Source organism: Colwellia sp. BRX10-9 (assembly GCF_014077405.1).
GTDB lineage: Bacteria > Pseudomonadota > Gammaproteobacteria > Enterobacterales > Alteromonadaceae > Colwellia_A.
Genome location: NZ_JACGVV010000023.1, coordinates 16825 through 40216, shown reverse-complemented (window position 1 = coordinate 40216; position 23392 = coordinate 16825). Strand labels below are relative to the sequence as shown.

22 protein-coding genes and 1 other RNA gene are annotated in these 23392 nt (G+C 38.3%); 8 read left to right on the top strand and 15 right to left on the bottom strand.

The genetic code is table 11. From position 1 onward, the window contains the following. Positions 1-2: 2 nt before the first annotated feature. The 6 genes from hemW to H4J69_RS13455 all read right to left on the bottom strand — a co-directional run bounded on the left by hemW (position 3) and on the right by H4J69_RS13455 (position 4546). Positions 3-1151 carry a radical SAM family heme chaperone HemW gene (gene hemW, locus H4J69_RS13480; RefSeq protein ID WP_182244865.1) on the bottom strand — a complete coding sequence of 383 codons (1149 nt, stop codon included), beginning with the start codon at positions 1149-1151 and terminating at the stop codon, positions 3-5. Positions 1152-1153: 2 nt separating this feature from the next. Beyond that, on the bottom strand, positions 1154-1747 hold the full coding sequence (locus H4J69_RS13475; protein WP_182213957.1) for an XTP/dITP diphosphatase: 594 nt from the start codon (positions 1745-1747) through the stop codon (positions 1154-1156). 85 nt (positions 1748-1832) lie between these two features. Beyond that, a complete protein-coding gene (locus H4J69_RS13470) occupies positions 1833-2273 on the bottom strand; it encodes a DUF4426 domain-containing protein (RefSeq protein ID WP_259367754.1) in 441 nt (146 codons plus the stop codon). Between the two features lie 94 nt (positions 2274-2367). Next, complete coding sequence (locus H4J69_RS13465) at positions 2368-2916, bottom strand: YggT family protein (protein ID WP_070374256.1); 549 nt, start codon at positions 2914-2916, stop codon at positions 2368-2370. A 42-nt stretch (positions 2917-2958) separates the two neighbouring features. Next, positions 2959-3774 carry a pyrroline-5-carboxylate reductase gene (gene proC / locus H4J69_RS13460; RefSeq protein WP_070374255.1) on the bottom strand — a complete coding sequence of 272 codons (816 nt, stop codon included), beginning with the start codon at positions 3772-3774 and terminating at the stop codon, positions 2959-2961. A 91-nt stretch (positions 3775-3865) separates the two neighbouring features. Further along, positions 3866-4546, bottom strand: coding sequence for a YggS family pyridoxal phosphate-dependent enzyme (locus H4J69_RS13455; protein WP_182244868.1), 681 nt, complete (start codon positions 4544-4546; stop codon positions 3866-3868). A 68-nt stretch (positions 4547-4614) separates the two neighbouring features. Here H4J69_RS13455 and H4J69_RS13450 point away from each other — a divergent pair, with 68 nt between their 5' ends. Then, on the top strand, positions 4615-5658 hold the full coding sequence (locus H4J69_RS13450) for a type IV pilus twitching motility protein PilT (RefSeq protein WP_070374253.1): 1044 nt from the start codon (positions 4615-4617) through the stop codon (positions 5656-5658). 227 nt (positions 5659-5885) lie between these two features. Further along, a complete protein-coding gene (locus H4J69_RS13445; RefSeq protein ID WP_070374252.1) occupies positions 5886-7013 on the top strand; it encodes a PilT/PilU family type 4a pilus ATPase in 1128 nt (375 codons plus the stop codon). Positions 7014-7132: 119 nt separating this feature from the next. Here H4J69_RS13445 and ruvX read toward each other — a convergent pair whose 3' ends face one another. From ruvX to rsmE, 4 genes are all read right to left on the bottom strand, one after another. Next, positions 7133-7567, bottom strand: a complete 435-nt coding sequence (gene ruvX / locus H4J69_RS13440; RefSeq protein ID WP_070374251.1) for a Holliday junction resolvase RuvX — start codon at positions 7565-7567, stop codon at positions 7133-7135. A gap of 19 nt (positions 7568-7586) precedes the next feature. Beyond that, positions 7587-8141, bottom strand: a complete 555-nt coding sequence (locus H4J69_RS13435) for a YqgE/AlgH family protein (RefSeq protein ID WP_070374250.1) — start codon at positions 8139-8141, stop codon at positions 7587-7589. 140 nt (positions 8142-8281) lie between these two features. Continuing rightward, positions 8282-9238, bottom strand: a complete 957-nt coding sequence (gene gshB, locus H4J69_RS13430) for a glutathione synthase (protein ID WP_070374249.1) — start codon at positions 9236-9238, stop codon at positions 8282-8284. A gap of 24 nt (positions 9239-9262) precedes the next feature. Beyond that, positions 9263-10024: a 16S rRNA (uracil(1498)-N(3))-methyltransferase gene (rsmE, locus tag H4J69_RS13425; RefSeq protein ID WP_182213953.1), complete on the bottom strand. Its 762-nt coding sequence runs from the start codon at positions 10022-10024 to the stop codon at positions 9263-9265. A gap of 239 nt (positions 10025-10263) precedes the next feature. On the opposite strand from rsmE, the gene H4J69_RS13420 reads away from it, so the two are divergent. From H4J69_RS13420 to H4J69_RS13410, 3 genes are all read left to right on the top strand, one after another. Continuing rightward, positions 10264-11448: an efflux RND transporter periplasmic adaptor subunit gene (locus tag H4J69_RS13420; RefSeq protein WP_182230158.1), complete on the top strand. Its 1185-nt coding sequence runs from the start codon at positions 10264-10266 to the stop codon at positions 11446-11448. A gap of 10 nt (positions 11449-11458) precedes the next feature. Then, a complete protein-coding gene (locus H4J69_RS13415) occupies positions 11459-14566 on the top strand; it encodes an efflux RND transporter permease subunit (protein ID WP_182244975.1) in 3108 nt (1035 codons plus the stop codon). Between the two features lie 249 nt (positions 14567-14815). Next, entirely contained in the window at positions 14816-15796 is a 981-nt protein-coding gene (locus H4J69_RS13410) for a rhodanese-related sulfurtransferase (protein ID WP_182213947.1), read from the top strand. A 91-nt stretch (positions 15797-15887) separates the two neighbouring features. Here the strand turns inward: H4J69_RS13410 and metK are convergent, their stop codons facing one another. From metK to H4J69_RS13385, 5 genes are all read right to left on the bottom strand, one after another. Further along, a complete protein-coding gene (metK, locus tag H4J69_RS13405; protein WP_182213945.1) occupies positions 15888-17075 on the bottom strand; it encodes a methionine adenosyltransferase in 1188 nt (395 codons plus the stop codon). Positions 17076-17205: 130 nt separating this feature from the next. Beyond that, positions 17206-18054 (bottom strand): glutamate racemase, encoded by an 849-nt coding sequence (murI, locus tag H4J69_RS13400; RefSeq protein WP_220467908.1) that lies wholly within the window; start codon positions 18052-18054, stop codon positions 17206-17208. A gap of 103 nt (positions 18055-18157) precedes the next feature. Further along, complete coding sequence (locus H4J69_RS13395) at positions 18158-18859, bottom strand: ABC transporter substrate-binding protein (protein WP_182222196.1); 702 nt, start codon at positions 18857-18859, stop codon at positions 18158-18160. 341 nt (positions 18860-19200) lie between these two features. Next, positions 19201-19382: non-coding RNA, 6S RNA (gene ssrS / locus H4J69_RS13390), on the bottom strand. Positions 19383-19474: 92 nt separating this feature from the next. After that, positions 19475-19783, bottom strand: coding sequence for a cell division protein ZapA (locus H4J69_RS13385; RefSeq protein WP_070374245.1), 309 nt, complete (start codon positions 19781-19783; stop codon positions 19475-19477). A gap of 185 nt (positions 19784-19968) precedes the next feature. Between H4J69_RS13385 and H4J69_RS13380 the strand changes: the two genes are divergently transcribed. From H4J69_RS13380 to ubiH, 3 genes are all read left to right on the top strand, one after another. Next, complete coding sequence (locus H4J69_RS13380) at positions 19969-20538, top strand: UPF0149 family protein (RefSeq protein ID WP_182244976.1); 570 nt, start codon at positions 19969-19971, stop codon at positions 20536-20538. A gap of 14 nt (positions 20539-20552) precedes the next feature. Further along, positions 20553-21920: a Xaa-Pro aminopeptidase gene (gene pepP, locus H4J69_RS13375; protein ID WP_182244977.1), complete on the top strand. Its 1368-nt coding sequence runs from the start codon at positions 20553-20555 to the stop codon at positions 21918-21920. A 187-nt stretch (positions 21921-22107) separates the two neighbouring features. Next, the gene (gene ubiH, locus H4J69_RS13370) at positions 22108-23331 is read left to right on the top strand and encodes a 2-octaprenyl-6-methoxyphenyl hydroxylase (RefSeq protein ID WP_182222199.1); all 1224 of its coding nucleotides are present in this window, start codon (positions 22108-22110) and stop codon (positions 23329-23331) included. Positions 23332-23392: the final 61 nt, after the last annotated feature.

Here is a 23392-nt window from a genome sequence, read left to right as displayed (position 1 = left end):
CACTATAAAAACATCTCGAGTAAGTCATTTAAATAGCGATGACCTAATTTACTGACTTGCCAAGTGTCATCAGTGTTTTCTTGCATCAATTGTTTTTGTTTAGCGACTTGCAATGTCGGCAAGACAGTTTCAATTGATAAGCCTGTTCTTTGTTGATATTCCGTTAAGCTAAAACGTTCATGTAAGCGCAGTCTGTTCATCATATATTCAAAAGGTAATTCTTGTGCACTGACTTCAACTAAATGATCTAAGTGTGGACGACTCTCGTCTAAGTAACCTTTAGGGTGTTTTACTTTGATGGTACGGAAAATTTTACCATTAAGTGGATCTGTTATTTTGCCATGTGAGCCACAGCCAATGCCCAGATAATCACCAAACTGCCAGTAATTGATATTATGCTGACATTCAAAACCGGGTTTACTGTAAGCCGATATTTCGTATTGCTGATAACCCGCGGCAGATAATAAGGCGATACCTTGATCTTGAATATCCCAAAGTACTTCGTCTTCAGGCAACTTAGGTGGGCGAGAATGAAAAGCGGTATTGGGTTCTATTGTTAACTGATACCAAGATAAATGGGTTGGATTCAGTGAAATAGCGGTGGTTAAATCATCAAGGGCGTTAGCAATGTTTTGCTGTGGTAAGCCATGCATCAAGTCAAGATTAAAGGTTTTTATACCACAAGAATAAGCCAACTCGGCTGCTTTTTTTGCTTGGTTACTGTCATGAATTCGACCTAATTTTATTAGTTTGTCAGATTCAAAACTTTGTACACCAATCGATAGTCTTGAAACACCACCATTAAAGAAGCCAATAAATTTTTCAGCTTCAACGGTGCCAGGGTTCGCTTCTAACGTTATTTCAATGTCATCTTTATGTGCGAAGCGCGCAAGGACTTGGGTTAATAAACTTTCAATCGCCTGTGCAGAAAATAAGCTCGGTGTACCACCACCAATAAAAATAGTGTGTAATGGGCGATCACTTAGAGAGAACTTGGCGATATCTGCATCTAAATCATCAATAAGATGTTTTACATACTCTTCTTCTGGAACCGCTGATTTCAAAGCATGTGAGTTAAAATCACAATATGGGCATTTTTCAACACACCAAGGGATATGGATATATAAAGAAAGCGGGGGCGCTTGTAGCATTATTATTTAACACCAAAATGTTGTACAAGCTTAGCAAGTGCTTGGCCGCGGTGACTTAAACTATTCTTTAAATCTCGAGGCAATTGTGCTGAAGTTTGTTGCTGCAGCTCTTGCCAAAAAATAGGATCATAACCAAAACCTTGCTCGCCCAATTTTTCATGGGTAATTGTGCCTTCCCAAACGCCATGACAAATTATCGGCGTTGGATCGTGCTCGTGTTTCATATAAACCAGTACACAATGAAAACGAGCGGTACGTAGTTCATTAGGTATATTCTCTAATGCTTTTAACAGTTTTTCAGTATTGTCACTATCACTAGCGTTTTCACCCGCGTAACGCGCCGAATAAACCCCCGGTGCGCCATTTAACGCATCAACCTCTAAACCTGAGTCGTCAGCGATTGCCGGTAAGCCCGTTATTTTAGCTGCATGACGCGCTTTAATGATGGCATTTTCAACAAAAGTAGTGCCTGTTTCTGCCACTTCACTGACATTAAATTCACTTTGGGGTTTTATTTCAATGTTATGTGCGGCTAATAAATGGCTAAGTTCTTTAACTTTACCTGGGTTGCCTGTGGCTAATACGATGGTTGACATTTTGTACCTTGAGCGTGTAGAAATGAAAAAGTAAAATCAGGTGAAACCTGATTTTATATATTAATTATTTGTATGCAATTAGTGATTAATCAACATAAAATTTCTGTTTGAATTTAAGCTGGTGGGTTTCTTTGCCGTCACTAATGGTGATATCAAAGTAAAAGGTTTCTTCGTTGGTGTAATTAACTTGTGCTAAATAATAAATAGCATCACCTTCTTTTACTTCGTCAAATTCAAGGGTTTTGATTTGACCAATATCATTTCGAGCTGTTCCTTGTATGGTTACTGCTTTAGCTGGCGTCGACGGTTTAGTATCGTCTAAAACCGAAATATTAATTAAACCGTTAAAACGACTACGTTCAATATCATAAGCTTTTGCGACTTTTGGAGTTAAAAATGTGGCATTTATTGCCATATAATGAACTTGCATCGAACCCAATTTTTTCATGTTTTCAGCAAAAACGTTACTGACTAGGGTCAATGAAACTAAAATAATAAATAAACAGGTTTGAAAGATATTTTTCATAATGTGTTCCTTTTTGTTTTAATGATCCATACATTTAATAAGACAGGTTTTATAGCCAAATTATTACAAAACCTGTTTTATTGTTTCTACGTTATTATAGCATTGCCCAACCTGGAATAGCGCCAGATAGGAAAATATTAATTACGTTTAGTAATAAGAAAGCAATAAGTATAGATAAGTCTAAACCGCCAATGCTGGGTACAATACGTTTTATCGGTTTTAAAAACGGTTCAGTTAACTGCTGGAAGATAGCTTGCGTAGGATTATAACCCTGAACTACCCAACTCATTAATGCCATAACGAGCATTAACATAAATAGCAATACACCCGTTTGTTTAATTAAATAAATAAGACCTAAGTATAGCGCCGAAATAATATTGATATCTCCACCATTAAGTAATGGGATAAGAATAAACTTTAACGCTGCTACGGCAAAAGCTAACAACAATGTTGATACATCAATACCACCAAAACCAGGTATAACGCGGCGAAGCGGAATAACGGCTGGGTTGGTAACTTTTACAATAAACTGGCTTAACGGGTTATAAAAATCAGCACGGACCAATTGTAACCATACACGTAAAACTAACAACATTAATAATGCGTCAAAGGCAAAGCTCAGCAAATAATTAATGGCTTCCATCTACTTCTCCAAAACTTAATAATTAATAAAATTCAAACGGTATTAAACGTTATTTTGCGCCATTTCTTTCGCGCGATGCAATGCACTGTTCATTGCATTTGTTACTATTTTATCCAAACCATCATCTATAAAAGAATTAATAGCAGCATTGGTTGTACCACCTTTTGAGGTGACCTTAGCGCGTAATTCACTGATTGGAATATCGTTGTTTACCACCATTTGCGCAGCACCTAAAGCGGTTTGCTGCACTAATTCACGGCTTTCTTTTGCTGAAAAACCTAACGCTATCGCTTGTTTTTCCATCGCTTCCATAAACAAAAAGAAATAGGCAGGCGCTGAGCCAGAAACCGCGATAATATTGTCAATTTCATCTTCAGTGGCTAACCACTTGATAATACCTACCGAACTCATTAGTTCTTCGGCAACCTGTTTTTGTTGAGTATTAACATTTTCGTCGGCATATAAACCAGTAACACCTAAACCAATCTGCGAGGGGGTATTGGGCATAGTACGAATAATGCCACAAGGTTTAGCTAAGGCTTTTTGCATCTGTGCAACAGTGCAGCCAGCAGCAACGGAAATAAAGCACTTGTTGCTAATATCAATTTCTTGGCTGATTTTTTGGCAAACTTCAGCAATAAAGTGAGGTTTAACACCAAGTACAATAAAATCTGCAAAATTAGCCGCAACGATATTGTCTGCTGTTTCTTTAATACCAAGTTGCTCTTGTAAAGCCAGTCGCTTCTCAGGTGAAGGGTTTGATACGATAATATCTTGAGCGGCAAAGCCTGTGTTTACTAAGCCAGAAATAATTGCGCCATTCATGTTACCAGCGCCAATAAAAGCAATTTTTGTCATGAAATACCTATGATAAATAAGAATGTGAATATTTTAACTATTGTAACGAATTATACTTAAAGAAAGTGAAATAGATTGTATCCGAATATAACTATTTATCTTCTCTAGCGCCAAAAATGGCTGAGCCAACTCTGACCATAGTCGAACCTTTAGCAATAGCGTCACTCAAGTCACCTGACATGCCCATCGATAAAGTATCCATACTAGGATGTTCTTTTTTTAATTGCGTATAAAGTTGCTGCATTTTTTCAAAACTTTGTTTTGAGGCATTTTTCTCAGGGATAGCCATTAAGCCGCGAAGGGTTAAATGTGGGCAATGCTCAATGAAATCAACTAACGCTTTAATATCTTTAACGGCTATGCCAGACTTGCTTTCTTCGCCACTAATATTGACTTGTAAACAAACGTTGAGGGGAGTATCTTGGCTAGACCTATGATCATTAAGGCGTTTTGCTACTTTAATGCGGTCAACACTATGTACCCAAGCAAAGTTATCGGCAATTAATCGTGTTTTGTTTGACTGTATAGGACCAATAAAATGCCAAGTAATGTCTGACAAACTTTGTAATTCTGCTATTTTTTCAACGGCTTCTTGAATATAGTTTTCACCAAATTCTCGTTGGCCCGCTAAATAAGCTTGTTCGATCATGGCACTAGTTTTGGTTTTACTTACCGCGAGTAAGGTCACTTGTGAAGTTGGACGTTTTGCTAGCTCGCAAGCATTAAAAATTTGCAGATTTATCTTAGCAAGATTATCTTTAATGGGTGTCATATTGTTTTGTGTCAATTTAGTTTCAACTTACTTTATATTATAAAAAATAATTATTAAGAGGTCTTTTTATGGATATTACCGAATTACTTGCCTTTAGTGTGGAAAATAATGCATCTGATCTACATTTATCTGCAGGCACTCCGCCTTCAATTCGTGTTGACGGTGACGTACGTAAACTCAATATCCCAGCATTTGACGAGAAAGATGTTAATGCTCTGGTCTATGATATTATGAATGATCGTCAACGCAAAGAGTATGAAGAAAATTTAGAAGTCGATTTTTCTTTTGAAGTGCCAAATTTAGCACGTTTTCGTGTCAATGCTTTTAATCAAAATCGTGGCCCTGCAGCGGTATTTCGTACTATTCCAAGCAAAATATTATCCTTAGATGATTTAGGCTGTCCTGATATCTTTCGTGAAATTTCTGATATACCTAGAGGCTTAGTTTTAGTCACGGGCCCAACAGGCTCAGGTAAATCAACCACTTTAGCGGCTATGGTCGATTATATTAATAACAACAAACACGATCATATTCTTACCATTGAAGATCCTATTGAGTTTGTTCACGAAAACAAAAAATGTTTAATAAACCAACGTGAGGTTCATCGCGATACACTAAGTTTTGAAGCTGCTCTGCGCAGTGCTTTACGTGAAGACCCTGATGTTATTCTTGTTGGTGAAATGCGCGACTTAGAAACCATTCGTTTAGCGATGACAGCGGCGGAAACCGGCCACTTAGTTTTTGGTACTTTACATACAACCTCTGCACCAAAAACCATCGACCGTATCATTGATGTTTTCCCCGGTGAAGAGAAATCTATGGTGCGTTCAATGTTGTCAGAATCACTTCGTGCGGTTATTTCACAAACCTTGATTAAAAAAGTGGGTGGGGGTCGTGTTGCCGCTCATGAGATAATGTTAGGTGTTCCTGCAATAAGAAATTTAATTCGTGAAGACAAAATAGCACAGATGTACAGTGCCATTCAAACCGGTATGTCTCATGGTATGCAAACCATGGATCAGTGCTTGCAAGGTCTAGTGAATAGAGGCCTGATAACTAAACAAGATGCGATGGAAAAAGCGGTTGATAAAAATCAATTTAGAGGCTTCTAATTTAGAGGTTTCTAAAGCCAGCTCAAACCATGGGTATCTATTGTCTACAAGGTCTAGTGAATAGAGGCCTGATAACTAAACAAGATGCGATGGAAAAAGCAGTTGATAAAAATCAATTTAGAGACTTTTTAAAGCACGCTAAAATCACTTTAGAGGTTTTTAAAACTAGCTCAAACCCTAGGTGTCTATTACTTCACATTACGGTTTAAAAGATAAGAGAAAGATCAATGAATTTTCATGACTTATTACAAAAGATGGTAAAAGAAGGTGCCTCTGATATGTTTGTTACCGCTAAGCTTGCGGTAAGCGCCAAAGTAAATGGCGAGTTACAAGCAATCGATGATCACCTTTTAACAAGCGATGAATCGTTAGCTCTTGTTCATAACGCAATGAACGATAAACAGAAAAAGCAATTTACTGAAGAAAAAGAATGTAACTTTGCCATTTCAATTGACGACATTGGCCGCTTCCGTATTTCAGCCTTTTGGCAACGCGATATGGCAGGTATGGTTGTCCGACGTATCGTCACAGAAATTCCTGATGCTGACGAACTCGGTTTACCGCCAATCTTAAAAGATGTAGTCATGTCAAAGCGCGGTTTAGTACTTTTTGTTGGTGGCACGGGTACGGGTAAATCAACATCAATGGCTTCATTGATTGGCTATCGTAATAAAAATTCGCGTGGCCATATTCTTACCATTGAAGACCCTGTTGAATTTGTTCATGAACATGCGCGTTGTATGGTAACGCAACGAGAGGTTGGCTTAGACACTGAAAGTTTCGATGCGGCCTTAAAAAGCTCATTACGCCAAGCACCCGATGTTATCTTAATTGGTGAGATCCGTAACCAAGAAACCATGGAACATGCGTTAAGCTTTGCTGAAACCGGGCACTTATGTATTGCAACCTTGCATGCAAATAATGCTAACCAAGCGATTGACCGTATTATGCATTTAGTGCCTGCGGATCAACATGGCAAGTTATTGTTTGATTTAGCGTTAAATTTACGCGGTATTATCGCTCAGCAACTGATCCCTACCTGCGACGGTAACGGGCGTGTTGCGGCGATTGAGATCTTACTTAACTCGCCTTATATCGCTGAACTTATTAAAAAAGGTGATATTGGTAGTATTAAAGAAGTGATGGAAAAGTCTAAAGAACTTGGCATGCAGACCTTTGATGGTGCTTTGTTTGAGTTGTATCAAAAAGGCTCAATAAACTATGCTGATGCATTGCATCATGCTGATTCACCTAATGATTTACGCTTGATGATTAAGTTGCGCAGTAATGAGCAAGGAGGCACCGGTGCATTAAGTGGCGTGACCATTGACGGTTTTGGCCCTAAAGATGTTTAGTTAACAGATACTTAAGAAACATTGCTAGGTGTTAAGCTAAGTTTCTTGAACAGTGTAACAATAGATAGTCAAACCACTTGACGCATGAGCTTTATGTGGTTTGACTATATTGCTATTTTCTAGTCGTAAAGCGTTTCAAAATAGCTTTCAATAATTAATCTTGCTGACTCAGCATCAATATTATCCTTTTTTAAATTACGATAGCCTCCAGCGGCAAATAAACGTTCTTTGGCATCCGCTGTGGTTAAACGTTCATCTTGAAATTCTACCTTCAGGGCGAATTTATTCGATAAGCGGTTACCAAATTTTTTGGCATCAAGGGTTAATTGTTGCTCACTACCATCCATATTTAAGGGTAATCCCACTACTAAATAGTCAGGTTGCCATTCTTTAATAAATTTTGTTAATTCCATCTCATTAGGAATACCTTCTTTAGCTCTAATCGAGCCTAAAGGAGAGGCACTTCCGGTCATTTCTTGGCCAACAGCAACGCCAATATATTTTTTACCAAAATCAAAACCTAAAACGGTGCGTTGGCCGACATCTTTTGACACTTATTATTCCTCAATGTTGTTAAGCATGGCCAATATCCGTAGATAAATGAGCCATATCAATACCTAGTTTTTCTGTGGCTTTTTTCCAGCGCTGCTCAATCGGTGTATTAAAAACAATATCACCATCAGCAGGGGTTAAAAGCCAGGCGTTAGTTTTTATTTCTTCTTCTAATTGACCAGGCCCCCAACCAGCATAACCTAAGGTAACCATATATTTTTCAGGCGCACCTTCTGTCCCTAACGCCATTAAAATATCTTTAGAGGTGGTGATCATGACCTCTTTACTTAGCGATAACGATTGTTTCCAGCAATCTTGTGGGCTATGTAGAACAAAACCTCGGTCTTGAGAAACAGGACCTCCGGTTAGCACTTGTTGACCTAACTCAGGTGCTTGTTCTTTTTTAGCATCTATCTGGATGAGCAATTCGTTTAAAGTCACGTTAACGGGTAAGTTAATAATAAGACCCATAGCGCCTTCTTCATTGTGCTCACAAATATAAGTTACAGTTTTATTAAAATAGGCATCGTCTAATGCAGGCATTGCAATTAATAGTTGATTTTCTAAGCTTTCCATACCATCACCTTTTACACTTTAAGTTTTAAAAAAACTCTATGTATCATTGTTTTTATAGAGGTATGGTGATCGTTTATTTCAAAGGATCACCGCTAGTAGAGACTCATAACTTTAAATGGTAAAAAATATAACTAAAATATTTATACTCTAGGACGAATATTTTCTTCTATTGCATCCATTAATTTTCCACTGATATTAATAGGATATGCAGCTTCAATTTCTCGGATACAGGTGGGACTGGTAACGTTAATTTCGGTAACTTTGTCACCAATAACATCTAACCCAACAAAGTATAGACCACGTTTCTTCAATTCTGGTGCAATAGTTTCAGCAATTAACCTATCGGTAGCACTAAGGGGTCTTGCTTCACCACGGCCGCCGGCAGCTAGATTACCACGCGTTTCACCTTGTGCAGGGATACGTGCAAGGCAATAAGGCATAGGTTCACCATTAACAATAAGAATACGTTTATCACCATCTTTAATTTCAGGCATGAATTCTTGCACCATGGCGTATTGATTACCGTGGTTGGTGAGTGTTTCTAATATAACACCGACATTAGCATCATTTTCTTTTATACGAAAAATTGACGCACCGCCCATGCCATCAAGTGGCTTAATAATAATGTCTTTTTCTTTTTGATGAAATTCACGAATTTTATCATTGTTACGTGTCACTAAGGTACGTGGTGTCAACTCTGCAAACCAAGCGGTGAAAAGTTTTTCGTTACAGTCACGCAAGCTTTGTGGTTTGTTTACAATTAATGTGCCTTCAACTTCTGCACGCTCAAGCATGTAGGTCGCGTAGATAAATTCGGTATCAAAAGGAGGATCTTTACGCATTAAAACCGCGTCAAGTTCTGAAACAGCTATGTCGTTTACTTCGTCTAGTTCATACCAATGTTGAGGATCGTCAAAAACCTTTAATTTTTGTGCTGTGGCACGGCATTGTCCTTGATCAAGGTATAAATCTTTCATTTCCATGTAATAAATTTCGTAACCGCGCTTTTGAGCTTCGAACATCATCGCCATAGATGAATCTTTCTTTACATTGACCTGTGAAATAGGGTCCATTACTACGCCAAGTTTAATTGTCATCTTTATTTCCTAATGTGTTCGTTACTAATTAATGTCGCCAAAGCGGCATTGCAATGCGGTAATTGCCGTTAATGCTGCCGTTTCTGTTCTTAATATTCTTGGTCCTAATAAAACATCAACAAAAGAGGCTTGATTGGCTCGTTTAATTTCATCATCACTTAAACCGCCTTCTGGACCAATAAGTAAACGCACTCGCTGATTTGAATCATTGATGTTTTTTTCAGGCAAATTCATTATTGAGTATTGCGCTTTAGGGTGTAAATTTAGTTTTAATGAAGCAGTTTGTTGAGTTAGCCATTCATCTAAATAAACAGCAGGCATAACAATAGGGACCGAACAACGGCCACTTTGTTCACAAGCACTGACCACTATTTTTTGCCATTGGTCTATTTTTTTCTGTAAGCGATCGCCGTTTAGCTTTACTCCGCAACGTTCCGTAAATAGCGGGGTAATGGTGTTAACACCCAGCTCAACCGATTTTTGTAAGGTAAAGTCCATTCGGTCGCCACGTGAAATACCTTGTCCTAAATGAATATTTAATGGTGATTCAACATTTTTTTCGCTGAACGATTTTATAATGACTTGGGCATTTTTTTTACTAACGTCGGTTATTTCAGCTTGATAATCGCCAAGTACACCTTGGTTTAATTCGCCATTAAAAAGGGTTAAATCATCACCACTTTTTAAACGCAGAACTCTTATGGTATGGCCAAAGGCATCTTCACTTAAAGTAATAGTGTCGCCAACAGAAAATGATTGTTGCTGAAAAATTCTAGGATTGCTCATTTTTATTAATATTTTTTATTATCTTATCAAGAAATATAAGGGCGACTTGCTCATATTTCAATTATGATTTTATAAAATAGCGTAAAAACGGCTATTTAAAAAAAGTATAAGGTGTTTTCAATGTTTAAATACATTTTCAGACTGAATTAACTATCATCACATGTAATAATATATTTTTTAGCAATTTATTCTTAATAGTGGTTTTGTCACGTGCTGTTAGCACTAAACGGAGAACATAGATGTTCACAAAATATCAGCAAGCTTTTCAACCTATTTTATTTCGCGTTAGTCTTTTATCAGTGATGACTTTTACAGTGATAAGTTGTGGACAAGTTGAACAAGTTAAAATAGCAGCTCCTGCTCCCGCTGTTTCTGTTTATCAAATAAAGGTCAATGAAATTGGTAGTTACCGTGAATTTGTTGCTCGTTCAGTTGCGTCAAAAGAAGTTGATTTACGCGCTAGGGTTGAAGGTGAGTTAATCGATCGTAACTTTAGTGAAGGCTCTATTGTTGAAAAATCTCAAGTGTTACTTAATATTGATCCCGCGGCTTACCAAGTTTCTTTAGAGTCAGCAAAAGCCGATTTAGCCAGTAAAGTCGCTGGTGCTAATGGTGCTGCAAGAGACTTAAAACGTGGGCGTGAAGTCGCAGGGCAAGGTTATATTTCTCAATCTGATCTCGATAAATTAATAACTAATGATTCACAAGCAAGGGCATCAGTGCAGGTCGCCCAATCAACATTAGAAAACGCTGAGTTGAATTTAAGTTACACCGTTATTAAAGCGCCATTTTCAGGACGTATTGGCAAAGTAAATTATAGTATTGGCACGATTATCAGCCCAAGTAGTAACACACTGGCGACATTAACAGCAACAGATCCTATGTATGTCAGTTTTCAAGTAGAAGAAAGCGAATATGTTTCTTATTTACAAAAACATAAAAACACTCAAAAGCCTGAAGATTTATCGATTGATATTTCCTTACTTTTACCTAATAACACTCAATATAGTGAAAAGGGCCTGTTAACGTTTGCCGGAACAAAAATAGATCAAGGCATGGGAACGGTTGAATTACGCGCAATATTTAATAACCCTGATGGTATTATTGTGCCCGGTTTATTTCTTACTTTAATTATAGAAGGTAAGAAAAAAGAACAAATGGCCTTAGTGCCTCAGGTCGCTGTACAGGAAAGCCAACAAGGAAAATTTGTTCTTGTTGTTGGCGAAGATAATAAAGTTTCACAGCGTCTGGTTACTTTAGGGCGAAGAATTAATGCAATGTGGGTGGTTGAATCAGGTATTAACGCCAACGAGCGGGTTATTGTCGAAGGTTTACAAAAAGTCAGAAATGGTGTTGAAGTTAAACCCGTAGCTAAAAGTATTGATCCATTTACCGGTATTATTTCTGACTTTTTAGCCCAATAAGGGGACTGCTATGATCAGTAAAACGTTTATTCATCGCCCCAAGTTTGCCTTTGTTATTTCAATTGTTATCACCTTAGCAGGCCTCATTGCTATGGGCTTATTACCCGTTAATATGTACCCACAAATAACACCACCACAAGTGCAAATTACTGCGGTGTATCCAGGTGCGAGTGCTCAAGTTGTCGAAGAGTCAGTTATTCGTCCCATTGAAGAAAAAATCAATGGTGTCGAAGATATGATGTACATCGAATCAACCGCTTCAAATAATGGCTCAGCAACCATTACCGTGTTTTTTAAAGTCGGTATCGATGACAATATGGCACAGGTCAATGTGCAAAATCGTGTCGCATTGGCTCAAAGTGCATTGCCTTCAGAAGTAACACGCTTGGGGGTTACGGTTAAGAAAAAGTCTAGCTCGATGTTAATGGCGATCAATTTATTTTCAAAACAAGCTGAAATCGACCAATTGTTTTTAAGTAACTATGCGACTAATTCACTAACTGAACCGTTAGGACGTATCCCTGGCGTTGCTGAAGCCAGTGTGATGGGTGAAATGACTTACAGCATGCGTGCATGGTTAAGACCCGACCGTATGGCATCATTAGGGGTTACCGTTACCGAGGTAAAACAAGCCCTTCAAGAACAAAATTTAATTGTTGCTGCTGGCAAGTTAGGTGCAAGCCCGGCATTGCCTAACCAACAATTTGAGTACTCCATTCAAGCAAGAGGGCGCTTAAAAACGGTTGAAGAGTTCGGGCAAACCATTGTTCGTGCTCGCACAAACGGTAATTTTGTCCGTTTGTCCGATATTGCACGCTTAGAACTAGGATCGCAAAACTATGGTGTTCAAGCACGCTTAAATGGCAACGAAACTGCATTCTTAGTTATTTATCAATTACCTGGTGCAAATGCAACAGAAGTTGCTCGTTTGGTTAAACTGGAAATGGAAAAACTATCAACACGTTTTCCTGCAGGACTTGAATACGCTATCCCTTACGATACCACTGAGTTTATCTTACGCTCTATTGACGAAGTGAAAGTGACTTTATTTCAGGCGATAGTCTTAGTAGTTTTAGTAGTGTTCTTATTTTTACAAAATTGGCGAGCAACACTTATTCCGACCATCGCGATACCTGTGTCATTAATAGGTACTTTTGCCTTTATGTTGGCCATGGACTATTCGATTAACACTATCACTCTTTTTGGCTTAGTGCTGGCGATAGGTATAGTCGTTGACGATGCGATTATCGTTATTGAAAACGTAGAACGAATCCTTAAAGAAGAGCAACTTGAAATAAAAGCCGCTGTCACTAAGGCAATGGAACAAGTCTCAGGTCCTATTATAGCGACTACTTTGGTGTTACTAGCAGTATTTATTCCTGTGGCCTTTATGCCAGGTATTACCGGAGAACTGTACAAACAATTCTCGGTTACTATTTCATTTGCCGTTATCATTTCTTCTGTTAATGCCTTAACACTTAGCCCTGCGCTTTGTACGGTGTTATTAAGTAAAGATAATATGAAGCCAATAAAATGGTTAATTCCCTTTGAACGGGGTATTAAGAAGATGACTGGAGGCTATACCACAGCGGTAAATTTTTTATTAAAACGCGCCGCTCGTGTTGGTATTATTGTTGGTGTTTTATTTATGGCAACTGGTTGGTTAACAACGTCGGTACCTTCGGGGTTTGTGCCAAGTGAAGACCAAGGTTATGTTTTTCTTAATATTCAATTACCAGATGCTGCATCGAGTAATAGAACACAAGCACTTATTGATAAAATAACGCCGATAATAAAAGCTGATCCTGCGGTGACTGATGTGATTACTGTTGCTGGTTTTTCATTATTAGGAGGAGCGGGTTCTAATAATGGTTTAGGCATTATTATGCTAAAAGATTGGGAGGACAGAACTGAACCAGAATTAGCGTTACGTGCTGTTATTCAACGTTTAATGGGGCAACTTTGGACCATACCAGACGCGCAAATCATGATATTTAATCCGCCGCCTATTCCTGGGCTAGGGTCAAGTTCGGGGTTTGAATTTAAATTACAAGATAGTGAAGGCAGAAGCCCAAGTGATTTGGCGCAAGTGATGAATGGTCTTATTTATGAAGCTAATCAGCGTCCTGAATTAAATCAAGTTTTTAGTACTTACCGCGCTAATGTTCCGCAATATTTTTTAGAGGTCGATCGAAATAAAGCCAAAGCCCAAGGTGTCGCTTTGTCTGATATTTTTATTACTTTACAAGCCCAACTTGGCTCAATGTATATTAACGATTTTAGCCAGTTTGGTCGTACTTATAGAGTAACTGTTCAAGCAGAAAAAGAGTTCCGCAAAGACCCGTCTGACTTACGTCACTATTTTGTCCGTAATCAAGAGGGTGAAATGGTGCCATTAACGACACTGGCTAAGTTAGAACCTATTTTAGGACCAACAAGTATCGGACACTTTAATTTATATCGTAGTGCTAACATTACTGGGCAAGCAGCGAGTGGTCATTCATCAGGTGAGGCAATAGCTATTATGGAAGAATTAGCTGGAAACTTACCTCAGGGCTATATTTTCGAATGGGCCGGGCAGTCTAAACAAGAAATTGAGGCAGGTAATTTAGCACCTGTTCTATTTGGCTTAGCATTGTTGTTTGTTTACTTATTTTTAGTGGCGCAATATGAAAGCTGGACCATACCATTCTCGGTTATCGCAGCGGTTCCCTTGGCATTGTTTGGTTCAATGTTAACGCTGTATATCTTGGGCATGGAGAATAACATTTATGCTCAGGTGGGGTTAGTGCTACTCATCGGCTTATCGACTAAAACCGCGATTCTTATTGTTGAGTTTGCCATGGAACTTAGAGCCGCAGGTAAAAGTATTATGGAAGCCGCGCTTGATGCCGCAAAATTAAGATTTAGAGCCGTATTAATGACTGCACTCTCTTTTGTGTTAGGTGTAATTCCTTTGGTTATGTCTTCGGGGGCAGGCGCTAGTAGCCGGATATTCTTGGGTGTTACCGTACTATCAGGTATGTTAGCTGCTACTATATTGGGTACTTTACTTGTGCCATATTTCTATATGATTATTCAAAGGTTGCGCGAAAAACTTAAAGGCTCACCGAGTTAACGAGTTTTTGTTGAAATACTTTGCCTTTTAAAAGACTTTTCACTGTGGTGTTAAGTCTTTTTTTTAGCTCTAAATAATACGATAGACAACAACTTTATAATTAAGGCGAGCGACGAGGTACTTTATCTAAATAAGCGCTTTTGATAGAATGCGCATCTTTCGACTAACATCGCTAGTAGCAGGTGTTGGTTTTATATTAATCTACAGCTCCGGATTTACGTTCTGGCTGGCTCAATGGGTACTATTACTATGCAAAATATTACTGTCTGTGCACTTTATAAATTTGTGCGCTTAGAAAACTTCGAACAACTTAAATCACCTTTATTAAGCGTTATGTTAGAAAACGAGATCAAAGGTACGTTATTACTCGCTAACGAAGGTATTAACGGTACGGTTGCAGGTACAAAAGCCAGTATCGATCTGCTTTTAGCTCATTTAGAGACGGATGAACGTTTAATTAATGTTTCTCATAAATATTCATATGCTGATGAAAACCCTTTTCAACGTAGCAAAGTAAAATTAAAAAAAGAAATCGTTACTATGGGTGTTGAAGGCATTGACCCATTATTAACCGTTGGTACTTATGTGAAACCAAAAGACTGGAATGCGCTTATTTCAGATCCAGAAGTTTTATTGATTGATACGCGTAACGATTATGAAATTGAAATTGGTACCTTTAAAAACGCCGTTAACCCTAAGACTGAAACGTTCCGTGAATTTCCAGAATATGTTGCCCAACATTTAGATAAAAATAAGCACAAAAAAGTGGCTATGTATTGTACTGGTGGTATTCGTTGCGAAAAATCAACAGCTTACTTGAAAGAGCAAGGCTTCGAAGACGTTTACCACCTTGAGGGAGGTGTGCTTAAATATTTAGAAGAAGTTGAACAAGAGAATTCAATGTGGGAAGGCGAATGTTTTGTTTTTGATGGCCGTGTTGCCGTTGGACATGGTTTAGAGCAAGGCCAGTACGACCAATGTTTTGCTTGTCGTTACCCGATAACAAGCGAAGAAATGCAAAGCGAACACTATGTTAAAGGTGTGAGTTGTCATCGTTGTTATGACAAGTATACCGACGAGCAGCGCAGTGGTTTCGCTGAGCGTGAGCGTCAGATAAATTTAGCGAACCAACGAGGCGAAAAGCATATTGGTGGCAATGTTCAAGATGTTATCGAACAACGACGAAAAGATAAAGTTGCCAGCAAAAAAGCACAGTCGACTAAGTCGTGATGAGCTAGGTTGCTATTTACCCTTTGAACATAAAAAAAGCGACTTATTAAGTCGCTTTTTTATTAGGAGCCTTGATGTTTAGTCGTTAAAACTAAAAACCAGCAGCTTTTCTAAGTGCGTCAGCTTTATCAGTTCTTTCCCACGTAAATGCAGTAAAAGTATCATCACCAACAGTGACTTCAACAGGTTCACGACCAAAATGTCCGTAAGCTGCTGTCATCTGATACATAGGGTGTAACAAATCAAGCATCTTAGTAATGCCGTATGGTCGTAAATCAAAATGTGCTCTTACCAATTCAATTAATTTTGCTTCAGAGACTTTACCGGTACCAAAGGTTTCAATTGAAATTGACGTTGGCTCAGCAATACCAATGGCATAAGAAATTTGAATTTCACAACGGTCAGCTAAACCAGCCGCAACGATGTTTTTTGCTACATAACGACCAGCATAAGCAGCACTGCGATCAACTTTTGATGGATCTTTTCCTGAGAAAGCACCACCACCATGACGAGCCATGCCGCCATAGGTATCAACAATAATTTTACGACCCGTTAAACCACAATCACCTACCGGACCACCAATAACAAAACGGCCAGTAGGATTAATAAAGTATTTAGTATCTTTAGTTAATAACTCGGCAGGTAACACAGCTTTGATAATATTTTCCATCACCGCTTCGTGCAAATCTTCTTGAGAAATCTCTGGATTATGTTGAGTTGATAAAACAACCGCGTCAATCGCTACTGGCTTATTATCTTCATAAATAAAAGTGACTTGAGATTTAGCATCAGGACGCAACCAAGGTAAGACCCCTGATTTACGGACTTCAGCTTGACGCTCTACTAAACGATGAGAATAAAATATTGGCGCAGGCATTAACGTTTCAGTTTCATTGGTCGCATAACCAAACATTAATCCCTGGTCACCAGCACCTTGATCTTCAGGGTTTGCTCGGTCAACACCTTGGGCAATCTCAGGTGATTGCTGACCAATTAAATTCATAATGCCACAAGTTTCACCATCAAAACCAACGTCAGACGAAGTATAGCCAATATTACTGATAACATTACGGGTAATCGCTTCTAGATCAACCCATGCCGTGGTAGAAACTTCACCTGAAATAATAGCTACACCAGTTTTCACCATAGTTTCACAAGCGACACGAGCATTCTTATCTTTAGCGATAATAGCATCAAGTACCGCATCAGAAATTTGATCGGCGATTTTATCCGGATGACCTTCAGAAACTGATTCAGAAGTGAAAAATTGAGTAGACATATAACCTCAGAAAAATGTAATAGTTTAAAATATTTTCGAATTGGAGTTATTCTAACTGCAAGATTAACTATTTTCTAGTTTTTTTACGCCTAGATGGCTAAACGGCTAAAAATAATTATTAATTGTTCATTTATAGAGCAGGAAATTGCTGAAGGGTAACATTCTGACCAAAAAGTACTGACATCAATTTGGCTTGTTGCTGAGATACCTTAGAGCTAAAAAAGTGTTGTTGCGAACTAGATAGAGTACTTGCCAATAATCCTTGGTTTGCCAGTTGCCGAGTAAGTTGATCCGTTACGGGCTGAGCGGTTTCCATGATGGTAATTTTATCACCAACAATTCTTTGTATAAGCGAACGAACAAAGGGGTAATGTGTACAACCTAAGACTAAGGTATCTATATTACTTTGCACAAGAGGTTGCAAAAAAGTATGCAGTATTTCAAGGCACTGTTCACTTTCATGAAGGCCTTGCTCGATAAGCTCCACTAAGCCAGGGCATGGCTGAATATAAATTTCAGCGCCATTTTTATGCTTGTTCACTAAAGACAGAAACCGAGTATTTATTGCGGTTGCCCCTGTTACTAACAAGGCTACCTTCTTTGTTTTACTGTGCAACGCAGCGGGTTTTATCGCTGGTTCAACGCCAATAATTGGAATTGAAACCCTCAAACGCAGTTGATCGATAGCGCTAACTGTTGCGGTATTACAGGCAACAACAATGGCTTTTACCTGTTGGCTAATCAACCAGTCAGCAATTTTATTTACCCGTTCAATGATTTCTGCTGACGACTTATCGCCATAAGGTGCAAATTGACTATCAGCCACATAAATAAGATTTTCATTGGGTAAATGCTGATGGATACACTTAGCAATCGACAAACCACCAATGCCAGAGTCAAAAATACCGATCGCTGGTGTGTCAGCATAAACTTGCCCTTGTGGTTTTTTTGATTTGTTTGCTAGATGATTTTGGGTCATGTTGTCTATTGTTATTAACTAACTGATAAAATTCGTCTTTGTTATATTGATTTTTTAGATAAAAGTAAAGCGCACTAGTCATTATTTACTAAGTATGTAGCGTTTACTGCACTTGCCACTTATTTCTCAGTTTGTCTAAAGTGCCATTTTTCTCTATTATTTTATAAGCGTTGGTATATTTAGTGACAATCTTTTTATCGCTATTTAGACTAAAAGCAAAATATAAGTCATGATTAACGACTGAGAGAGGTATAATTTTTTTTAGTCTGCTTACCTCTAAATTTAATTTACTCGCTCGCGCCACTAAGGTGCTCTTTGTCCCCGTTATAAAATCAACTCTATTAAGGTAGAGCATCTGTAAGCTTTGCTCTGGTGAAACGACAGTATAAATAAAGGGGTAGTCTTCTTGCTGAAAATATTGAGCGGTACTTGACGAATTAGTGACCGCCAATTTATATTTTTTAAGTTGCTCTATATCAGTGACGGGTGTTTTAAATTTTTCTTGTAAACACCAAGCATAAATATCTTCTCTCATTAATTTACCGCCCCAAATAAATAGATTTTCTCGAACTTTGGTGCGAGATAGTGAAAAGATAAGAGTATTGGGTTGGTTAAGTGCGGTTTTATAAGCTCTAGCCCAAGGGAATACCTGTAAATCAATTTCATCACCGGTAATTTTGAATATTTCCTGCATGACTTCTACGGAGAATCCACTTAGCGCAGTATTCTCTTGATAGAATTGGTAGGGCGGTAATATCTCAGTAACAACAAGTTGCTTAGCGATACTTGATGAAGTATTCAGCATTAGCAACAGCATTACACAGAGGTATTTTATAGGCATATAAACAAGTAAGCTAATTAATAACGATAAGTCTATTAAGTATATAGTAAGTTAGCCTTTTATTCTTTATTTTACCTTTAACATTATGACTAATATTTGATAAATCGGGTGTTATTAGGTGCTGCGCGGAGGTATCAGGTTTAAGCCTAATATGTTTAAACCGAATATGTCTATTATGATTTTAAAAAGGATGCTTCCAAGGTGCCGCAGTCGACTTTAGTCCTGAATACTGGGTGTTGTTAGGTGCTGCGCGGGGATATCAGGTCTAAGCCTAATATGTTTAAACCTAATATGGTTTTAAAAAGGATGCTTCCAAGGTGCCGCAGTCGACTTTAGTCCTGAACACCGGGTGTTCAGGGCGGAGGTATCATTTCAACCGTAGGCTTCCCGATACGAGCCGGGCTTGCACAATAGTTAATAATCAACTTCCTTAGTTAAAACTTATCGGCTCAGGGACATAGTTAACATACAAACACCCCAGAAGACGAAATTAGTATAGCTAATTTTTCAAAGCGATTTAAGTGTTTTTTTGTAACTTAAGTTTGTTTGTTTTTTTAGTGAACAGAGGTTGCTGAAAAATCAGGCTTTCTTGAGGTATTCGGAAATTACAGCTTGTTTGATAGTCGCTTGTAGTAAATCAATTTTACTTTGCAGCGCAGCACGTTCATCGATAATTTCTTTACGAGCAGCTAATAAATCATTAGATAAGTTAAGTGCAGTCATTACTAGTGATTGTTCAGGTGTCTTTATAGAACAAGTTTTACTGTCTGTTAGCAAACGTTGGTTTAACTCTTCAGCGGCTAATAGTAAAGACGACTCTTGCCCGCTAGGACATGAAATCTTCAGTCTTCTATTCGCAACTTCAATGGTAACCGAGTGTTGACTCATAACAGGCTTATTCTCACAAAAACATCTTAATTAATAGTAATATATACATATCTGAGCACTATAGCGATGAGCAGTACACTATGCAAGCGTTCTCTAGGGTTTTCTCCTTTTAATCTCTAGCATCATAAAAGCGTGAATGTTACGATACCTTGCATTAACTCACGCATTTTATTGATGATTAAAACATGTCCAACGAAACCTCTTTAGACTTTGCCTCAGTGCAAGCAATTCTTACAACAGAAAGTATTACCGTCCATGGCGCTGAATTACATGGGGTATTAACTGGCTTAGTTTGTGCCGGTTTTACCTTTGAAAGTGAGGACTATATCGTGATGATTAATGACTTGTTTAACAACGGCGAAGGTTTACCTCGTGCGGTTAAGTCGTTGGTCAAATCAATGTTTGCAAAAGTTTGGCATGACATTATTGATGACTCTTATGGTTTTCAATTAACGTTACCCGATGATGACGATAGTATAGTTGAACGTGGCCATGCCTTAAGTGTTTGGGTACAAGGCTTCAATTTAGGATTCGGCCTACAACAAAAAAACAAAGCGGTATTATCAGAAGACGTTAAAGAAGTCCTTATTGATTTTGCTGAAATCTCTAATTTGTCTGACGAAATGGAAGAAGACGAAGATACCGAGCAAGCCTATTTTGAAATAGCTGAATATGTCAGAATTTCTGCTTTATTGTGTTTTACCGAGCTCGGCTCACCGCCAGAAAGTAAAAGTGCAGAAGATACTATCCACTAAAAAAAGATTAAGTCATGAATACATCAACTTTAGTTAAAAATACTTTATTACCTTTGGCCGAATTCATCCAACGTCGTGCTCAATTTTTTGCTTCGATGCCAGAAAATTCTATTGCGATATTTTCCGCTGCACAAGAAGTCACGCGTAGCAACGATACCGAATATGCTTTTTGCCAAGATAAAAGTTTTTATTATCTAACGGGATATAACGAACCTGATGCTGTTTTAGTGCTGATTAAATCTGCTGATAAGGGAGAAGAAAATCAACAAAGTATTTTATTTAACCTTGAGAAAAATGCCCTTCAAGAAGTCTGGCACGGTAGGCGAGTAGGACAAATGTTAGCGGTAGAGCATTATGGTGTAGATGAATGTTTTCCACTAACCGAAATAGATCAATACCTCCCTGATTATATTGCGGATAAAAGTCACTTATTGTTTTGCCAAGGAAAAAGTACCCGCTTAGATAGCCAAATATATGCATGGTTGTCAGCGGTTAAAGCGCAAAGCCGCCTTGGCGTAAAAGCACCGACACTACTGGTTGATTGTCGAAATATTATTGAAGAAATGCGTTTAATCAAAAGTGCCGGCGAACTCGATATTATGCGTCAAGTAAATATTATTAGCGGTGCGGCTCATGCCAGAGCGATGAAACAGTCAGCGATTGGTAAATTTGAATACCAATTAGAAGCGGAAATATTGCATGAATTTGCCAGTAATGGTGCAAGGCACCCAGCTTATGGCAGTATCGTTGCCTGTGGTGATAATGGCAATATTTTACATTACACTAACAATGATGACGTACTGAAAAATAATGAATTGGTGTTGATTGACGCCGGTGGTGAACTTAGCGGCTATGCGGCTGACATTACTCGCACCTTTCCTGCAAATGGCAAGTTCACATTAGCACAACGAGAAGTCTATCAACTCGTGCTAGATGCACAGAACTTAGCGATTGATGCAATAAAGCCACACGCAACCTTTGCCGAGCTTAATGTTTTAGTGAATAACTTCCTAACTTCAGGTTTACATCGTTTAGGTATATTGTCTGGGAATTTAGCTCTGTTAATCGAGGACAAAGCCTGTAAAAAGTATTTTATTCATGGTTTAGGGCACTGGTTGGGTTTAGATGTTCATGACGTTGGTGATTATCAGTCAAATGATAAACGCGAGCAATGTCGAGCGTTTGAACAAGGTATGGTGATGACCATAGAGCCGGGCATCTATATTCCACTTGATGATTATAGTGTTGATAAAAAGTGGCGCGGTATAGCAATAAGAATTGAAGATAATATAGCAGTAACTGATCAAGGTCATGAAAACTTAACGGTAAATGCGCCAAAATCAATTGCTGAGATTGAACAACTAATGACTGCGAATAATTAACTGACTTTTTTATCGTCAATTCACATTGCCATATGAACTTGTCATCATAGATTTACGTATTTAAATTCAGGCAGCAATCATTAATCAATGTTTTATTTCACAGTTCAATGATGAATTGGCAATGAACTTAGCATTTCACTTTAACGCTTTATCTTAAGCGACTGTATTAAATAGCTAAAAATTAACTATGAAAAAAGAATTCGATATCGTAATTTCTGGTGGTGGTTTATCTGGTGCATTAATGGCACTGAGTTTGATCGACTGCAAAAAACAACAGGGTCAGCCACTGTCTATTGCCATTGTTGAAGCTAATCCGGTATTAGAAGATCCAAGATTAACTTTTGACGATCGTGTGTTAGCGCTTTCACATGGCACAGCAACCTATTTAGAACGTTTAGGCGTTTGGCAACAATTAAAGCATCTAGCCGAGCCTATTAAAAATATTCATATCTCTGATCGAGGCTTCTACGGTAAAGCTCGACTTTATGCTGAGCATCATCAAGTTAATGCACTCGGCTTTGTTGTTGAAATGTCATTGCTTGGGCAAGCATTATTAAGCAGTTTAAAAGAGAAAAACAAAATAACAGGTAATATCACTTGGTTCACTCCCGATAAAATAACCGATATTACTTGGCAAAAAGAGCAGGTTGAACTGACGCTTAATTCAACAGCAAAGCTTAGCGCGAAATTACTATTAGCCTGTGATGGTGTTCATTCAGCCTGTCGAAAATTTGCTAACATTGCTGTGCAAGAGTCTCACTACGGTCAATCGGCACTTATTACCAATGTAAGTACGGCGATTGCCCACAACAATTTGGCTTTTGAACGCTTTACTGATACTGGTCCTATTGCGATGTTACCACTGTCAAAACAGGGGAGCGCAACAAGTGATAGTCGTTGTTCTTTGGTATGGACATTACCGCCTGAACAAGCAGATAAAATGCTAGCACTTAGCGATAAACAATTCCAAGATGAACTTGAAAATGCTTTTGGTAGTTGGCTTGGCGCAATAACCCAAGTGGGTAAGCGCGATGTTTATTCGCTTAAATTATTAATGGCAGATGAACAGGTTTTTCATCGGATGGCACTTATTGGTAATGCTTCTCACACTATTCACCCTATTGCCGGACAAGGTTTTAATTTGGGTGTAAGAGATGTTAAGCAAATGGTGGAGCTGATCAAAGTAGCCTTAAATAACAATCAAGACATTGGACAATTTTCTCTGTTAAGTCATTATGCCTCGCAACGAAAGTTAGATCATCAGCAAGTCATTGGTTTAACCGATTCGTTAGTGACACTTTTTTCAAATAAATTGCCCCCTTTAGTTATAGGTCGTAATGTTGGTTTGAAAGTCATGAATTATTTATCACCATTAAAAAGTCGCCTCGTTAGAAAAACGATGGGTTATTAAGGGTGAAACCAAGGTAACTAAAAATACCCAGTTAACCTAACGTAAAGCCATTTTAAAATTA

What these genes read in the sequence shown, in the direction of transcription:
- gshB (WP_070374249.1), bottom strand. Translation starts at nt 9,238, where the DNA reads ATGACAATTAAACTTGGCGTAGTAATGGACCCTATTTCACAGGTCAAT.
- H4J69_RS13415 (WP_182244975.1), top strand. Translation starts at nt 11,459, where the DNA reads ATGATCAGTAAAACGTTTATTCATCGCCCCAAGTTTGCCTTTGTTATT.
- H4J69_RS13385 (WP_070374245.1), bottom strand. Translation starts at nt 19,783, where the DNA reads ATGAGTCAACACTCGGTTACCATTGAAGTTGCGAATAGAAGACTGAAG.
- metK (WP_182213945.1), bottom strand. Translation starts at nt 17,075, where the DNA reads ATGTCTACTCAATTTTTCACTTCTGAATCAGTTTCTGAAGGTCATCCG.
- H4J69_RS13455 (WP_182244868.1), bottom strand. Translation starts at nt 4,546, where the DNA reads ATGACACCCATTAAAGATAATCTTGCTAAGATAAATCTGCAAATTTTT.
- H4J69_RS13465 (WP_070374256.1), bottom strand. Translation starts at nt 2,916, where the DNA reads ATGGAAGCCATTAATTATTTGCTGAGCTTTGCCTTTGACGCATTATTA.
- rsmE (WP_182213953.1), bottom strand. Translation starts at nt 10,024, where the DNA reads ATGAGCAATCCTAGAATTTTTCAGCAACAATCATTTTCTGTTGGCGAC.
- H4J69_RS13420 (WP_182230158.1), top strand. Translation starts at nt 10,264, where the DNA reads ATGTTCACAAAATATCAGCAAGCTTTTCAACCTATTTTATTTCGCGTT.
- H4J69_RS13445 (WP_070374252.1), top strand. Translation starts at nt 5,886, where the DNA reads ATGAATTTTCATGACTTATTACAAAAGATGGTAAAAGAAGGTGCCTCT.
- H4J69_RS13470 (WP_259367754.1), bottom strand. Translation starts at nt 2,273, where the DNA reads ATGAAAAATATCTTTCAAACCTGTTTATTTATTATTTTAGTTTCATTG.
- H4J69_RS13435 (WP_070374250.1), bottom strand. Translation starts at nt 8,141, where the DNA reads ATGGAAAGCTTAGAAAATCAACTATTAATTGCAATGCCTGCATTAGAC.
- proC (WP_070374255.1), bottom strand. Translation starts at nt 3,774, where the DNA reads ATGACAAAAATTGCTTTTATTGGCGCTGGTAACATGAATGGCGCAATT.
- pepP (WP_182244977.1), top strand. Translation starts at nt 20,553, where the DNA reads ATGAATACATCAACTTTAGTTAAAAATACTTTATTACCTTTGGCCGAA.
- H4J69_RS13475 (WP_182213957.1), bottom strand. Translation starts at nt 1,747, where the DNA reads ATGTCAACCATCGTATTAGCCACAGGCAACCCAGGTAAAGTTAAAGAA.
- H4J69_RS13450 (WP_070374253.1), top strand. Translation starts at nt 4,615, where the DNA reads ATGGATATTACCGAATTACTTGCCTTTAGTGTGGAAAATAATGCATCT.
- H4J69_RS13410 (WP_182213947.1), top strand. Translation starts at nt 14,816, where the DNA reads ATGCAAAATATTACTGTCTGTGCACTTTATAAATTTGTGCGCTTAGAA.
- hemW (WP_182244865.1), bottom strand. Translation starts at nt 1,151, where the DNA reads ATGCTACAAGCGCCCCCGCTTTCTTTATATATCCATATCCCTTGGTGT.
- H4J69_RS13395 (WP_182222196.1), bottom strand. Translation starts at nt 18,859, where the DNA reads ATGCTGAATACTTCATCAAGTATCGCTAAGCAACTTGTTGTTACTGAG.
- H4J69_RS13380 (WP_182244976.1), top strand. Translation starts at nt 19,969, where the DNA reads ATGTCCAACGAAACCTCTTTAGACTTTGCCTCAGTGCAAGCAATTCTT.
- ubiH (WP_182222199.1), top strand. Translation starts at nt 22,108, where the DNA reads ATGAAAAAAGAATTCGATATCGTAATTTCTGGTGGTGGTTTATCTGGT.
- murI (WP_220467908.1), bottom strand. Translation starts at nt 18,054, where the DNA reads ATGACCCAAAATCATCTAGCAAACAAATCAAAAAAACCACAAGGGCAA.